At 61.1% G+C, this 14,723-nt stretch carries 16 protein-coding genes; 12 read left to right on the top strand and 4 right to left on the bottom strand.

What is annotated here, in order from left to right; all coding sequences use genetic code 11:
* The first annotated feature begins 125 nt into the window (after positions 1–125).
* The 6 genes from hemC to rsd all read left to right on the top strand — a co-directional run bounded on the left by hemC (position 126) and on the right by rsd (position 5,640).
* Positions 126–1,067, top strand: coding sequence for a hydroxymethylbilane synthase (hemC, locus tag ACF8E5_RS09415; protein WP_023535732.1), 942 nt, complete (start codon positions 126–128; stop codon positions 1,065–1,067).
* A complete protein-coding gene (locus ACF8E5_RS09410; RefSeq protein ID WP_058637038.1) occupies positions 1,064–1,846 on the top strand; it encodes a uroporphyrinogen-III synthase in 783 nt (260 codons plus the stop codon). Before hemC ends, ACF8E5_RS09410 begins: the two co-directional genes overlap by 4 nt.
* A gap of 31 nt (positions 1,847–1,877) precedes the next feature.
* Entirely contained in the window at positions 1,878–2,978 is a 1,101-nt protein-coding gene (locus ACF8E5_RS09405) for a uroporphyrinogen-III C-methyltransferase (protein ID WP_392475189.1), read from the top strand.
* On the top strand, positions 2,975–4,213 hold the full coding sequence (locus tag ACF8E5_RS09400; RefSeq protein WP_058604684.1) for a heme biosynthesis HemY N-terminal domain-containing protein: 1,239 nt from the start codon (positions 2,975–2,977) through the stop codon (positions 4,211–4,213). The genes ACF8E5_RS09405 and ACF8E5_RS09400 overlap by 4 nt, the downstream gene beginning before the upstream one ends.
* Before the next feature lie 222 nt (positions 4,214–4,435).
* Positions 4,436–4,957 carry a disulfide bond formation protein B gene (locus tag ACF8E5_RS09395; RefSeq protein ID WP_197844572.1) on the top strand — a complete coding sequence of 174 codons (522 nt, stop codon included), beginning with the start codon at positions 4,436–4,438 and terminating at the stop codon, positions 4,955–4,957.
* A 212-nt stretch (positions 4,958–5,169) separates the two neighbouring features.
* On the top strand, positions 5,170–5,640 hold the full coding sequence (rsd, locus tag ACF8E5_RS09390; protein ID WP_144966069.1) for a sigma D regulator: 471 nt from the start codon (positions 5,170–5,172) through the stop codon (positions 5,638–5,640).
* Between the two features lie 7 nt (positions 5,641–5,647).
* Here the strand turns inward: rsd and ACF8E5_RS09385 are convergent, their stop codons facing one another.
* Positions 5,648–6,286: an FKBP-type peptidyl-prolyl cis-trans isomerase gene (locus ACF8E5_RS09385; RefSeq protein ID WP_196185966.1), complete on the bottom strand. Its 639-nt coding sequence runs from the start codon at positions 6,284–6,286 to the stop codon at positions 5,648–5,650.
* A 257-nt stretch (positions 6,287–6,543) separates the two neighbouring features.
* Between ACF8E5_RS09385 and ACF8E5_RS09380 the strand changes: the two genes are divergently transcribed.
* Positions 6,544–7,482 carry an AlgP family protein gene (locus tag ACF8E5_RS09380; protein WP_392475188.1) on the top strand — a complete coding sequence of 313 codons (939 nt, stop codon included), beginning with the start codon at positions 6,544–6,546 and terminating at the stop codon, positions 7,480–7,482.
* Here the strand turns inward: ACF8E5_RS09380 and ACF8E5_RS09375 are convergent.
* Positions 7,458–7,940, bottom strand: a complete 483-nt coding sequence (locus ACF8E5_RS09375) for a TIGR02444 family protein (RefSeq protein WP_392475187.1) — start codon at positions 7,938–7,940, stop codon at positions 7,458–7,460. The two genes, ACF8E5_RS09380 and ACF8E5_RS09375, sit on opposite strands and share 25 nt — an antisense overlap.
* A 50-nt stretch (positions 7,941–7,990) precedes the next feature.
* Here ACF8E5_RS09375 and ACF8E5_RS09370 point away from each other — a divergent pair, with 50 nt between their 5' ends.
* From ACF8E5_RS09370 to ACF8E5_RS09360, 3 genes are all read left to right on the top strand, one after another.
* Positions 7,991–9,901: an ATP-binding cassette domain-containing protein gene (locus ACF8E5_RS09370; RefSeq protein WP_058637046.1), complete on the top strand. Its 1,911-nt coding sequence runs from the start codon at positions 7,991–7,993 to the stop codon at positions 9,899–9,901.
* Positions 9,902–10,031: 130 nt separating this feature from the next.
* Complete coding sequence (locus tag ACF8E5_RS09365) at positions 10,032–10,664, top strand: LysE family transporter (RefSeq protein ID WP_058604691.1); 633 nt, start codon at positions 10,032–10,034, stop codon at positions 10,662–10,664.
* A 214-nt stretch (positions 10,665–10,878) separates the two neighbouring features.
* Positions 10,879–11,121, top strand: coding sequence for a DUF2789 domain-containing protein (locus tag ACF8E5_RS09360; protein ID WP_058637047.1), 243 nt, complete (start codon positions 10,879–10,881; stop codon positions 11,119–11,121).
* A gap of 152 nt (positions 11,122–11,273) precedes the next feature.
* Here the strand turns inward: ACF8E5_RS09360 and ACF8E5_RS09355 are convergent, their stop codons facing one another.
* A complete protein-coding gene (locus ACF8E5_RS09355) occupies positions 11,274–11,711 on the bottom strand; it encodes a CBS domain-containing protein (protein ID WP_023535729.1) in 438 nt (145 codons plus the stop codon).
* 132 nt (positions 11,712–11,843) lie between these two features.
* Positions 11,844–12,299, bottom strand: coding sequence for a winged helix-turn-helix transcriptional regulator (locus ACF8E5_RS09350; protein WP_392475186.1), 456 nt, complete (start codon positions 12,297–12,299; stop codon positions 11,844–11,846).
* Positions 12,300–12,438: 139 nt separating this feature from the next.
* Between ACF8E5_RS09350 and ACF8E5_RS09345 the strand changes: the two genes are divergently transcribed.
* Together ACF8E5_RS09345 and ACF8E5_RS09340 are read left to right on the top strand one after the other, a co-directional pair.
* Complete coding sequence (locus ACF8E5_RS09345) at positions 12,439–13,698, top strand: MFS transporter (protein WP_197844577.1); 1,260 nt, start codon at positions 12,439–12,441, stop codon at positions 13,696–13,698.
* A 134-nt stretch (positions 13,699–13,832) separates the two neighbouring features.
* Positions 13,833–14,723, top strand: coding sequence for an EamA family transporter (locus tag ACF8E5_RS09340; protein WP_197844578.1), 891 nt, complete (start codon positions 13,833–13,835; stop codon positions 14,721–14,723).

The following is a 14,723-nucleotide window of genomic DNA, read 5'->3' as shown; positions in this document are numbered from 1 at the left end:
AGCCGCACGGGGGCGTCCCGCTGGGCCTGTCATTGGCAGCTTCGGCCATGCTGTTGATCCGTATCTGCTAGTGCCGCCGGTGATGCTGTTATCATCGGCAGCATTTCTCTGGTTCGGGGCGTTACATGTCCACTCGCGAAATCCGTATTGCCACCCGTAAAAGTGCCCTGGCCCTGTGGCAGGCCGAATACGTCAAGGCGCGCCTGGAACAGGCCCACCCTGGCCTGAAAGTCTCCCTGGTGCCCATGGTCAGTCGGGGTGACAAGCTGCTTGATGCACCCTTGGCCAAGATCGGCGGCAAAGGGCTGTTCGTCAAGGAACTGGAAACCGCTCTGCTCGAGCACGAAGCCGACATTGCCGTGCACTCGATGAAAGACGTCCCCATGGACTTTCCCGAGGGCCTTGGCCTGTATTGCATCTGCGAGCGTGAAGATCCGCGCGATGCCTTCGTGTCCAACCGGTTCGACAGCCTCCAGTCGTTGCCCGCCGGCAGCATCGTCGGAACCTCGAGCCTGCGTCGACAGACCCAACTGCTGGCCCGTCGTCCCGACTTGCAAATCCGCTTTCTGCGCGGCAACGTCAATACACGCCTGGCCAAGCTCGACGCGGGTGACTACGACGCCATCATCCTGGCGGCAGCGGGGCTCATCCGCCTGGGCTTCGAAGCGCGAATCACCGACAGCATCAGCGTCGACGATAGCCTTCCTGCCGGGGGGCAAGGCGCCGTCGGCATCGAGTGCCGCAGCGCCGACGCAGAGATCCACGCGCTCCTTGCGCCTTTGCATCATCTCGATACGGCCGATCGTGTGGTAGCCGAGCGCGCCTTGAACAAGCGCCTCAACGGCGGTTGCCAAGTGCCGATCGCCTGTTATGCCGTGCTCGAACAAGACCAGCTGTGGCTTCGCGGCCTGGTAGGGCATCCAGACGGCGGTACCCTGTTGGTCGCCCAGGCCAGGGCGCCTCGTCTGCAAGCCGAAGCACTCGGTATGCAGGTGGCCGAAGACCTGCTCAACCAGGGGGCTGAGGCCATTCTCAAGGAAGTCTACGGCGAGGCAGGGCATTCGTGAGCCCTTGGCGCCTGCTGTTGACCCGACCCGCCGAGGAGTGTGCAGCGCTTGCCCACACACTGGGCGAAGCCGGCATAGCCAGCAGCTGCATGCCTTTGCTTGCAATCGAACCTGTCATGCTGCAGCGGCCGCAGTTGGAATTGCTCAAGGAACTGTCCACTTACCAGGGGTTCATCGTGGTCAGTAAACCGGCCGCCAGGCTGCTGCTGGCGGCAGCGGAGCAGCGGCAGCTATCCCTACCGCCCCAGGGTTGGTTCACGGTAGGCGCGGCTACAGCTGCGGTGCTGCAGGATGCACAGCTTGATGTCAGCTTCCCCGCAGGCGGGGACGACAGTGAAGCCCTGCTCGAATTGCCTGCGCTGCAACAGGTACTGGCGAACCCAGCGCCGCGCATCTTGATCGTGCGGGGTGTCGGAGGTCGCGAACTGCTGGCAGAGCGTCTTGCTCAGCTAGGTGCTACCGTCGATTATCTGGAACTGTATCGCCGCAACCTGCCGCCCTACCCTGCAGGCTACCTGTTGCATCGCATCGAAGCGGAACGCCTTAATGGCCTGGTGGTCAGCAGTGGACAGGGTTTCGAACACTTGCAGCAACTGGCTGGTAGCCAATGGCCGCAGCTGGCACGCTTGCCGGTGTTCGTACCGAGCCCGCGGGTCGCCGAACAGGCCCGGGCCGCAGGTGCCCAACACGTTGTGGATTGCCGTGGCGCCAGCGCCACGGCCTTGCTGGCAGCCGTGCAGCGCAGCGCTGCACCTGCCGACCCAGGCGCCAAGCTCTAAGGCGGCGCGCCCCCATGCAAAGGATGGATACGTGAGCGAGACTGTCTTGTCCAACAAGGATCAAACATCGGCACAGGCGCCGACGGAGCCTGTCACCCCAATGCCCGCCAAGCGCTCCGGCAATGGCTTGGCCGCGCTGGCCCTGTTGTTGGGCGCTGCCGGCATCGCTATCGGTGGTTGGGGCGCTTGGCAAGTGCACCAACTGCAAGGCAGCGAGTTCGATCAGGGCCAGCACCTGGAGGCGCTGAACCAGCGTGCCGAGGCACTTCAGCAGCGCGAACAGAAAATCAGCGCGCAGTTGGCAGGTCTGCCGGCAGCCAGCGAGCTTGAAGACCGCCGTCGCCTGGTGGCGCAGCTCCAAGGCGATCAACAGCGTCTGAGTCAGCGGCTTGAGACCGTACTTGGTGAAAGCCGCAAGGAATGGCGCCTGGCCGAAGCCGAACACCTGTTGCGCCTGGCGACCCTGAGGCTGTCGGCCTTGCAGGACATCACCAGCGCCAAGGCACTGGTCGAAGGCGCGGACGAGATTTTGCGCGAGCAAAGCGACCCTGGCGCCTTCGCCGCGCGCGAGCAACTGGCCCGCAGCCTCGCCACCCTCAACAATACCCAGCAACCTGACCGCACCGGCCTGTTCCTGAAATTGGCGGCCCAGCGTGAGCTCGTTCAGCAACTGAGCGCCCAGTCGCCCGAATTCGACAATGACGCCAATGCCATGGGTGCGCTGACCAGTGACGGCGATAGCGCCAGTCGCCTGGCCAAATGGTGGTCGGAAATATCCAAGTATTTCCAGATTGAATTCAATGCCGACGAGAATGTGAAACCGTTGCTCGCCGGTCAGCAGCTCAACCAGCTGCGCCTGGCGCTGAGCCTTACGCTGGAGCAGGCGCAATGGGCAGCGCTCAACGGTGATGCGAAGGTCTATGCACAGGCATTGGATGATGCACGCAGCGTGCTGCTGGCCAACTTCAACGCCGACAACCCGCAGAGCAAAGCCATGCTCGACAGCCTCAACGCACTGGCCAAGCAACCCGTTTCGGTCGTGACCCCTGATCTCAGTGAAAGCCTTGCCTCCGTTCAGGCCTATATCCAGCGCCGGCATCTGCCTGCCGAGGACAAGGGAGACAAGCCATGAAGCGTGTCTACCTGTTGGCGGTATTGGCCATTGTGGTGGCGGCGGCCCTCGGCGTGGCCGTTGCCAAGCACAGCGGCTACGTGATGATTTCCTATGGCAGCTTCCGTTACCAGTCCGGGCTTTGGGCCGCGCTGTTGGGGCTGCTGGCCGTCATCCTGGCGCTGCTGGTGTTGCGTTTTCTGGTCGGCCTGGTTCTGGCGTCCGGCGGGGCGGTCAACCCCTGGTCCCGGCGCAACCGCAGCCGGCGTAACCGCGTTGCCATCGAACAGGGCCAGCTGGACTTGGCAGAAGGGCGCTGGGCCAGCGCCCAGCGTCATCTGCACAGGGCCGCAGAGGCTGAACGTCAACCGCTGATGTATTACCTTGGCGCCGCCAAGGCCGCCAACGAGCAGGGCCGTGTCGAGGAAAGCGACGGTCTGCTGGAGCGTGCGCTGGAGCGGCAACCTCAGGCGGAGCTTGCCGTAGCCCTGACCCATGCCCAACTGCAAATGGACCGTGGCGACAACGACGGGGCGCTTCAGACGTTGCTGGCCATGCAGGAGCGCCATCCGCACAACACTCAGGTACTGCGTTTGTTGCAACGCTTGCAGCTCGAGCGCGGCGACTGGCCTGCGCTCATTCGCCTGATGCCGGACCTGCGCAAGAACAAGGTGCTGCCCGCTACCGAGCTTGCCACGCTCGAACGTCGTGCCTGGGGGCAAAACCTGAGCCTGGCACAGACCCGGGGCGAAGATGCGCAAACGGCTCGCCAAGCCTTGGAGCGTGCCTGGCAGCAATTGACCTCCGCCCAGCGTCAGGAGCCGCAACTGGTCCTGGCCTATGCCGAACAACTGCGCCAGCTCGGCGCCCAGGGCGAGGCCGAGCAGGTGTTGCGTACGGCGCTCAAGCGCAGCTACGAAAGCCATCTTGCCCGGCTGTACGGTCTGGTGCGCGGTGAAGATCCCGCGCGCCAGCTGCAGACCGCCGAAGCTTGGCTCAAGGACCATCCCCAGGATGCCAGTCTGCTGCTGACGCTGGGTCGACTCAGCTTGCAGAATCGGTTGTGGGGCAAGGCCCGTGACTACCTGGAAAGCAGCTTGCGCATGGAGCGCAACCCCGAAGCCTGCGCCGAGCTGGCGCGTCTACTCGCTGGCCTTGGCGAAACCGAACGCAGCAATCAGCTTTTCCAGGAAGGGCTTGGTTTGCTCGATGAGCGTTTGCTCGCGCTGCCTTTGCCGGAGACGGTTCGCGCTTGACCTGACCCTGGCCCGCGGGAAGCCGCGGGCTTCATGGGCAGGTAATCTTTCGGTTTGGGGTGGAGAAATCCTGACGTATTTTCTTAAGGTGCGTCTTACACGGCAGTTGGATATTTCCTAGGCAACGCTGGGAATTGTCTCGACTGTTGTGCCTTGAAACAAAGGATGTGTTTCCTCTACCGTTTCAAGTCACGACCACCGATACCGGGACCCCCACTGCCCATGCTGCCGGCCCGCCTGCGTACTTTCTTCTTCCCTGCCTGCCTGGTGGCGCTCACCGCCCTGGTCACTGCATTCAAGCTGCAGGACGCGCTTGGGCTTTTGCCGTGCCTACTGTGCCTGACGCAACGGGTGCTGCTGGCAGGGTATGTCCTGGTGTGTCTAAGCGCGGTGCTGCATGGGCCGACACCTGAAGGTCAACGCCGCTATGCCCAGCTAGCGCTTGGCTTTGCTCTGGGTGGCGCTGCAGTAGCCGCAAGGCATGTCTGGTTGCAGGGGGTTGTTGTCGATGATCTGGTGTGCCCCGTCGCCATCGACCACAACGCCGGGCAGTACTGGACCGAGCTTGCCCGGCAACTGTTTTCCGGGGCCCCTGATTGCAATGCCATGACCTGGAGCTTCATGGACTTGACGCTACCCGAATGGAGCCTGATGGCTTTTGTGCTCCTGGCTGCGTTGGCGCTTGGCCATCTACTTGCAAGTCGCCTGCAGGCCTTGGTCACCCATGACCTCGAACAACGCTGAACCGCCGTACGACCGGTGGTGTTCAGGCGGTTTATTAAACACTTGTACGAAGTTATTACCCTGCGTACCTTGAAGGGCAGCTTGCGTGGGAATAATCTCCGAGCACGCATACCGAAAATCCAAGGTTTGATGCTGTCCTGCTGATTCTGTCTCGTGCCATAGCAGCGCTACGCGAGGAGCAGCGGCATCAGCCCACAGGGGAAGAGATCGCCATGCTCGATAGTTGTCAGAATGCACAGGAACGCTGGGGCGGGGTCAACACGCTGATCGACCGTTGGCTGAGCGAGCGCGAGCAACTGGTTCATGCCTATCGTTCTTTGCGCGATGCCAAGCCTGCCTTTGCAGACAAGGACACCAACGGCGACTTCTGTGCGTTGCTGGTGGACTACGTCTCGGCGTGGCATTTCGAAATCTGTGAACAACTGGTCAGCGAGGCCAAGGCATTCGGAGACACCCGAGCCCTTGACCTTGCAGGCGAGATCAGCCCACGCATCGATGACATTACCCAGATTGCACTGGCGTTCAACGACCACTGCGTCAAGGCTCAATGCAGGGACACCGAGCGCTTTGCCGAGAAGCTCGGCAAGCTTGGCAGCTTGTTGCATGAGCGCTTCGAGCTTGAAGACTGTCTGATCGAAGTGCTGCACAACGCGCACAAGGAAGAAGGCCTGGCGCCCGTCTGAGGGTCATTCAGTCCTTGGTTTGCAGCAACTGGATTTCAAAAACCAGCGGCGTGTAGGGTGCGATCAAATCACCCGCGCCGTCGGCGCCATAGGCCAGTGCGGACGGAATCACCAGTCGCCATTTTGCCCCCACCCGCATCTGCGGCAGCGCCACCTGCCAGCCCTCGATAACCGAGTCGAGGCTGAACCACTGCGGTTCACGGCTTTGGTCGAACACGTCCCCGCTGGGCAACCGCCCCACGTAATTAACCAGTACTTTGGCGCCTGCCTTGGGCTGCGGGCCATTGCCTGCTTGTAGCTCGCTGTACAGCACGCCTTGCATCAACTCACGCACACCAGCACGCGCCCGCTCATTGGCCATGAAACGTACCTCTGCGGCTTCAGGCGCCTGGGGCACAGCGTCTTGCTGCTGCGGTTGGTGCTGTTCGAGCAGCGACTGCATGCGGGCCTGGCTCAACTTCAAGGGCTGTTGCTGGTACGACTGGCGCAAGCCCTCAATGAGCGCATCGAGCTGTAGCCCTGGCATTTCGTGTCGCAGCCGTTCACCCAGGCTGGCGCCCAGGCTGTAGGCGAGGTCCTGATCATCGGTGTTGGCCACGGCCAACATCGGCAGTAGGCAAAAACCTAGAACAATGGATCGAAGCATGACCAATTCCTACGGCGGTGGGTGGCGAAGTATGCCAGTGTCCAGGGCGGTGCGGGCTCGCCCGGTGCCGGGCACATGATGCATTCAGCAACGGCAGTTAGCGTCGGCGATGAGTTGTTGATTGCAGTGTTTGCGATGCGCTATGTACTCAGACGTTGATATGCAACAGTGTATGGATATTGCGGTCAAGATGCCCTAGCGGCCTGCGCAGCGGAAGCATAGTATGAGTCGCACTCTCATCAGTCAGGAGGTAAGTCATGTCGGCCAAGAAAAAGCCAGTCAGCACGCCGTTACACCTGCTTCAGCAACTTTCGGGTAGCTTGCTTGAACATTTGGAAGAGGCCTGCTCGCAAGCGCTGGCTGATGCAGAGAAGCTGTTGGCCAAGTTGGAAAAGCAGCGCGGCAAGGCCCAGGAAAAACTGCATAACGGTCGCTTGAAGTTGCAGGACGCAGCAACGGCGGGCAAAGCCAAGTCGCAAAACAAGGCCAAGAAGGCAGTTGCCGAGCTCGAAGCGCTGCTCGACTCGCTCAAGGACCGTCAGACCCAGACTCGCGGCTACATCCAGCAGCTAAAGCGCGATGCTCAGGACAGCCTGAAACTGGCCCAGGGCGTTGGCAAGGTGCGTGAAGCTGCCACCAAGGCCCTCGACCAACGTGCAGCCCAGGCTGCCGCCCCAGCCGCTACCAAGCCTGCTGCCAAGACCACAGCCGCCAAATCGTCCACCCAAGCTACCGGCAAGGCCAAACCAGCCGCGCGAACCGCAGCGACCAAGCCTGCGGCCAAGGCCGCCGACGCTAAATCCGTGGCAGCCAAACCCGCTGCAAGATCGGCCTCGAAGCCTACCGCGGCCAAGGCTGCCGCGAAGCCGGCCGCGGCCAAGTCCCCTGCCAAAGCAACGGCGGCCAAGTCTTCCGCGACCGAACCTAATGCAGCCCGTCCCCAGGCGGCTAAGGCTGCATCCAAGTCTGCATCAGGCGCTGCGGGCGCAAAAGCCACAAGCAAGCCCGCACCTGCCAAACCCTCCACCCGTGGCACCGCTACCAGAACGGCGACTCGCACTGCCAGCAGCCGCTCCGCGAGTGCCAAGCCGGCAACAGCTGCGCAAGAAAAAGCCCCATCGTCCGGCAACTCGGTGAGCCCTGCCACACCAGTATCCGATGCAAGTGCTGCTCAGTCGTCGTCCACCGACGCCTGATGCGCCAGTGCCGCCGCGCGCAATTGTTCAAGCGCGCGGTGATCTTGCAGCTGGCTCGGCACAAGCCCAGCCAGCCAGTCGCCCGTTTGTCCAGGTCTGCCAGCGGGCCACTGTGATGCACAGGCTTGCAAGCGCTCCAACAGCGCTCTTTCGGCCGAAAGCTCCAGCTTTTTGAGTTGCTCTCGAAGTTCAGCCAACGGTTGATCCTCTTTGGCTGATTCTCGCCATTGTTCGCGCAGGCTTCGCAAGGGCGATACCACATCCCGTTGCCAGGGCCCTGCACAGCCCTGCAATGCCTCGATGCGCAGTTGCTGCACCTCGATTGACCTGGCCTGCAGCCAGGTGGCGCACAATAGCAGGCATACATCGCTCCCTTGCCGTTGCAGGTCGAGGCAAGCCGCTTCCACACCGGGCCTGGCGTACAGGCTCAGGGCGTGATCCCACAAGTCGCTTTGCATGGTTCCACTCGCGCTATGGGCCGAGGAAGCTGGTAGACTCCGCGACCATCATGATCAGACTATCCAACCTCACTTTACAGCGTGGTCCTCAGCGCTTGCTAGATGGCGCCGAGATGACCCTGCACACCGGTCACAAGGCCGGCCTCATCGGTGCCAACGGTGCCGGCAAATCCAGCTTGTTCGCCTTGCTGCGCGGTGAGTTGTCGCCCGATGGCGGTGATTGCCACCTGCCGGCAGACTGGCGGATCGCACACATGCGCCAGGAGGTCGATACCCTTGACCGGGTGGCCGTGGACTATGTGCTCGACGGCGATGTGCGATTGCGCAGGGTGCAGGCTGCGTTGGCAGAGGCCGAACAGGCCCATGACGGTACGGCACTGGCCCGGCTGCACAGTGAGTTGGACAGTGCTGACGGTTATACCGCCGATGCGCGAGCGCGCAAGCTGCTGGCGGGGCTGGGCTTTACCAACGAGCAGATGGACCGCCGCGTCGGCGACTTCTCCGGTGGATGGCGGATGCGCCTGAACTTGGCCCAGGCATTGATGTGCCCCTCCGACCTGTTATTGCTCGACGAACCGACCAACCACTTGGACCTGGACGCCATCCTCTGGCTGGAAGACTGGCTCAAGGGCTACCCGGGCACGCTGTTGTTGATCTCCCACGACAGGGATTTCCTCGATGCCGTGGTCGATCACGTGCTGCATGTCGAACAACGCAAGCTGAACCTGTACAAGGGCGGCTACAGTGCCTTCGAGCGCACCCGTGCCGAACGCCTGGCCCAACAGCAGCAGGCCTACGAGAAGCAGCAGGCGCAGCGCGCGCACATGGAAAAATACATTGCGCGCTTCAAGGCCCAGGCCACCAAGGCGCGTCAGGCACAGAGCCGCATAAAGGCCCTGGAGCGCATGGAGGAGCTGTCAGCTGCTCACGTGGATTCGCCGTTCGATTTCGTGTTCCGCGAGTCGCAGAAAATCTCCAGCCCCCTGTTGAGCTTGTCCGAAGGGCGACTGGGTTACGGCGACAAGGCCATCCTCGAGAAGGTGAAGCTGCAGTTGGTGCCAGGTGCACGCATTGGCCTGCTAGGCCCCAACGGCGCAGGCAAGTCCACCTTGATCAAGAACCTTGCCGGTGAGCTTGAGCCGCTGTCCGGGCGCCTGGTGCGAGGTGAAAACCTCGCCGTCGGCTATTTTGCCCAGCATCAGCTCGACTCGTTGGACGACAAGGCCAGCCCCTTGCTGCACCTGCAGCGCATTGCCCCAACCGAGCGCGAGCAGACGCTGCGCGATTTCCTCGGTGGTTTCGATTTTCATGGCGATCGCGTAGACGAGCCGGTCGTGAATTTCTCAGGTGGCGAAAAGGCACGGCTTGCGCTGTCGCTCATCGCCTGGGAGCGGCCGAACCTGCTGCTGCTCGACGAACCCACCAACCACCTGGACCTGGAAATGCGCCTGGCCCTGACCATGGCCTTGCAGGAATTCGCAGGGGCAGTGGTAGTGGTGTCCCACGACCGGCACCTGCTCAAAAGCACCACTGATGACTTCTTGCTGGTCGCCGATGGCAAGGTCGAACCCTTCGACGGGGACCTCGATGACTATAGCCGCTGGCTCGTGGACTATCGTCAGCGCAACGCGCCGGTCAGTAGCGCGGTAACCAACCCCGACAAGACCGACAAGAAGGCCATGCGCCAAGCTGCGGCAGCATTGCGCCAACAATTGGCGCCACACAAGAAGACCGCTGACAAGCTTGAAGCTGAACTCAACCAGGTGCATGCACAGTTGGCCGAGATCGAGGCTGCGTTGGGTGATGGTGGTCTCTACGAAGCGGCGCGCAAGGAAGAGCTGCGTGAATTGCTGGCCCGGCAAACTGCGCTCAAGCAACGTGAAGGTGACCTCGAAGACGCTTGGATGCAGGCATTGGAAACGCTTGAAGCCATGCAGGCCGAACTCGAAGCGCTCAGCTGACGCGCGCTCTGCGAGCTTTGCTACCGGCCTCCCGGAAGCAGAGCTGCAGAATCGTTCAAATTGCGCTGGTCATTTTTTCATCGGCACCTTAGCTTAATGTTTTGAAACATGTGCATGAGCGAGGTGTGGGATGTCGATGGAAGTGTGGTTGGGCTTTTTTGCCGCCTGCTGGGTAATCAGTCTGTCTCCCGGCGCGGGCGCTATCGCCTCGATGTCCAGCGGGCTGCAGTACGGGTTCTGGCGCGGTTACTGGAATGCGCTGGGCTTGCAGATCGGCCTGGTGATGCAGATCGCAATCATTGCTGCAGGCGTCGGGGCCATCCTGGCTGCCTCGGCTACCGCCTTCCATGTGATCAAATGGTTCGGCGTCGCCTACCTGGTGTACTTGGCCTATAAGCAATGGCGCGCCCTGCCCATGGACATGAGCGATGAATCCGGTATACGACCCATCGGCAAACCGCTGAGCCTGGTGTTCCGGGGTTTTCTGGTGAACGTCAGCAACCCCAAGGCCCTGGTATTCATGTTGGCGGTGCTGCCGCAGTTCATCAATCCCCATGCGCCTTTGCTGCCACAGTACATCGCCATCGCCGCGACCATGGTTGCCGTCGACATGCTGGTGATGGCGGGCTATACCGGGCTTGCAGCCCGCGTGCTGCGGGTGCTGCGCACACCCAGGCAGCAAAAGCGCCTCAACCGTACCTTTGCCGGGCTGTTCATCGGTGCGGCCACGTTCCTGGCCACCTTGCGCCGCGCGCCGCTGTAGATCCAGGGCAGGGGGGCTGCGCCTTTTGGCTCACAGCCATCTGCTCAGGGCATTAGTGGGATTTATCGAGTCTTCTGCTTTGGCGCGCTGTCTATTTCCCAGGCACGATGATTGCGGTCATCCTGCCTGGGGCGCTGATGCCCACCCTTGAGCGCAAGCTCTTAAACAGGACTGGCGCTTACACCGAAGCGCATGCCGGCACTGCGGAGGAATCATGGACAAACCGACTCACCACTTTTCCGAATTGTTCAAGCAGCTTGGACTGGACGACGATCCGGTCGAGATCGAGCGCTTCATCACCACCCATTCGCCGCTCGACGATGATGTGAAGTTGGTCGATGCACCGTTCTGGAGTGAAGGCCAGCGTGCTTTTCTCAAGGAAAGCTACACTGCCGATGCCGACTGGATTCCCATGATCGACCAGTTGAACGAAGCACTTCATCCGGCCAAAAAATAAGTTACCCGCAGCGAAAGAGTAAGTGGCCGTGAGTCGCCCCAGTCAATGCGCCGTTACCGCCATTCAAGCGGGATAGGGTGTGGACCGTTCTGGACTCGACTGACGGCCAGCCTTACCTGTGGCGCGTGCGGGAAAACGCGTTTCCAAGCGTTTCACTCACCGCGGATGTACTGCTCGAGCTGCAAGATCAGCCCTGCCTGCTCCGCAATGGTCTCCTTGACCAGGTCGCCAATCGACAACAGCCCCAACAGCTCACCGTTGCTCACCACCGGTAGATGGCGCAAATGCCGGTTGGTCATCAGGTTCATGCAGTATTCAAGGTTGTGCTTCGGCTCCACGGTGACCACCGGTGCGCTCATGATATCGCGCACCGGCGTGGCGGCCGACGAGCGTCCCTTGAGCACCAGCTTGCGCGCATAATCGCGTTCACTGACGATACCTACCACCTCGTTGCCTTCAACGACAGGCAATGCGCCGATGTTCATCTCGGCCAACAGTCTGAGGGCGTCGAGCACTGAGTCGTCCGGGCCGATGGTATACACGGTCTGGTGTTCGGACTTGCTCTTGAGGATTTGTTCGACGTTTTTCATGGCGGCCTCTGCGGGTGGAGGAAAACACTGGCGACGGTCATGCAAGCATCGACCACCCGGCGCCGTCCGGCAATGCAAGAAACGGCATCGAGGTGATTGAAAAACGTCATGAGCATGCAGAGGGCGTCTGCCTCAACCCTTTCGGGTGATCAGTCGTCGGTGGCAGTCCTCGGGGCTCAACTGCCGGCCTGCACGGGATCGAACGATGATCGTCTCGATGGGCTCGTCCGTCACGTTATCCAGCATGATCGAATGGCACTCGCCTGAACCGTACAGGAAACGCTCTCCCCACTGGCGCATGCTGATGACAATGGGGAAGGCGGCCCGCCCCATCTCGGTCAGCACATACTCCTTGTAAGCGCTTCCATCCGAAGCAGGCCGGACCTCGAACACGCCCAATTCGACCATTGCCTTGAGCTTTACGGTGAGGATGTTCTTGGCGACACCAAGTCGCTTCTGAAAATCACTGAACCGCCGTACGTCGTCGAACGCTTCGCGGATGATCATCAATACCCATCGGTCCCCAATCGCTTCAAGGGTGCGCGCTACTGGGCATTCACTGCGCGCTAGCTGTTCCTGTTTGGCCATGTTTGTCCGTGAGCAGATGATGAAAAGCGCTAACCATATGGGAAAACGCTCGTGGTCAGTTGTTGCATTTTAAAACCTGTTTTGTTAAAAGTCGCTACAAGTGGTTTCTTTTCAAAACCAGGTACAGGGACGGAAGTGCATGCCGTACAGGCCAGACAGCCCGGACAAGCGCGCGGCGACAGCCGAAGCGTCTAGCAACGGTTACGGCACGGCGCGCTGCGACATACCGCGTAAGACCACACTCAGTCCTTCCCAAACCTTCCTCTTTGCCATCACCTGCGCAATGGCCGTGGCAAATGTCTACTTCGCCCAACCGCTGCTCGAGTCCATGGCCAGCAGCCTGGCGGTGCCTGCCAGCACCATCGGCATCGTCGTCACGGCCACCCAGGCAGGTTATGCGGTCGGTTTGCTGTTCATCGTGCCGCTGGGCGACTTGGTCAGCCAGAAAAAACTTATTCTCTGCCAAATGCTCCTTAGCGCCTTGGCCCTCTGTGCCGTAGGGCTGGCGCAGGCCTGGGCCGTGGTGCTGGGTGCCATGGTTTTGGTGGGATTGATGGCCGTGCTGGTGCAAGTGGTGGTGGCCTACGCTGCGGCACTGGCAAGCCCCGAGCAACGTGGCCAGGCTGTGGGGACTATGACCAGCGGCGTGGTCCTGGGGATCCTGCTTGCACGTTTCGTGTCTGGCGCGATGGCCGATCTGGCCGGGTGGCGCAGCGTGTATTTCGTGTCGGCAGCGCTGATGGCAGGGATGGCCTTGGTGTTGTGGCGCATGCTGCCCGCGCCTCCACGGGCTTCGGTCAGCGGCGGCTACTTTGCCTTGCTCCGTTCGGTGCTGCAGCTGTTTCTCAGCGAACGTACCCTGCGCGTGCGCGGGGTGTTCGCGTTGCTCATCTTCGCAGCCTTCAGCGTGCTCTGGACCTCCATGGTCCTGCCGCTCAGTGAGCCAGACCTTGCGCTTTCGCATACCCAAATCGGGCTATTTGGCCTTGCCGGCGTAGCAGGGGCCCTCGCCGCGGCGAGGGCCGGACGACTGGCAGACCGTGGCCTGGGCAATCGCACCACAGGCATTGCGCTGGTCTTGTTGACCCTGTCCTGGCTCCCGACGGCGTTCGTCCACAGCTCGCTGCTGGCAATGGTGCTGGGCGTGGTGATGCTCGACTTTGCGGTACAGGCCGTGCACGTCACCAACCAAAGCCTGATCTTCGCCGCACGACCAGACGCACAAAGCAGGCTCGTTGGCGCGTACATGTGCTTCTACTCGTTGGGCAGCGGGCTTGGCGCCATCGCGGCGACCTATACCTACGCCCAGGCGGGTTGGGTAGCCGTTTGCCTAGTGGGCGCATCAATCAGTGCCGCCGCCTTGATCTACTGGCTGTGGTTGATGTTCGAAACGCGCTGACGCAGGAGGGGGGCGGTCTAGTGGCGTCGAAACGTTGGTCTACGGCCGGTTTGGATATGCACTACCAGCTGGCGAAGGCGTACGAATGTGAAAGGTGCCACATTTCCAAGGCCCATACCTAAGGTGACCCGATAATGAAACCCTTGCATGGAGTGCTGGCTGTACTGGTGACATTGATATGGGGTATCAATTTCTCGGTGATCAAGCTGGGCTTGGCAGCGATCGATCCGCTCATTCTTGCCGGCTTGCGTTTCGGGCTGTGCGCGTTGCCCGCTATCTTCTTTGTCCGTAAACCCGACGTACCTCGGCGCTTCATCATCTTGTATGGCTTGGTTTTCGGGGTCGGGCTTTGGGGTATGGTGAACCTCGGCATTCAAGCCGGGTTGTCAGCGGGTGTCGCTTCGCTGGTATTACAGTTCAGCGCTTTTTTTACGCTGCTGCTAGGTGGAGTGGTTTTCAAGGAGGCACTGACCCGTTTTCAAGTGCTCGGTATGCTGATCGCCAGCACAGGCCTGCTGTGCATCATAAAGTTCAGCGGTGGATCGGTGACCTGGCCTGGTCTGGCGTTCGTGCTGGCCGGTGCTGCCTGCTGGAGTATCGCCAATACCATCGTCAAGAAGGCCCAAACCAACGACGTGTTCGGATTTCTGGTGTGGTCCAGCGCGGTCGCGCCGGTTCCTTTGTTCATACTGGATTATGCAGTGCATGGCGGCGCAGGCTATGGTGCGCTGTTGCGCCAGATGAACAGCACTGCTGTCTTTTCGCTTTTGTTTCAGGTCTATCCCAATACATTGTTCGCGTACTGGATCTGGAACTCTTTGCTCAGGACTTATCCCCTGTCTACGATTGCACCGCTGTCGCTGCTGGTGCCGATCTTCGGCCTGGTTGGGTCGGTTCTGGTGTTCGGTGAACGCTTGACGGCAGGCATAGCATTGGCTGCAACGTTGATCATGCTCGGTCTGGTTGTAGGGCTTTATGGTCGCCGGCTCGTCACCGCCTTGTTCGCACGCGTTCGCGCTGCATGA

The sequence above is a fragment of the Pseudomonas sp. WSY_20 genome (genome assembly GCF_043104335.1).
GTDB classification, from domain to species: Bacteria; Pseudomonadota; Gammaproteobacteria; order Pseudomonadales; family Pseudomonadaceae; genus Aquipseudomonas; species Aquipseudomonas parafulva_B.
The sequence above is the reverse complement of the archived record's forward strand: the minus strand, read 5'-3'. Positions and strand labels throughout refer to the sequence as shown.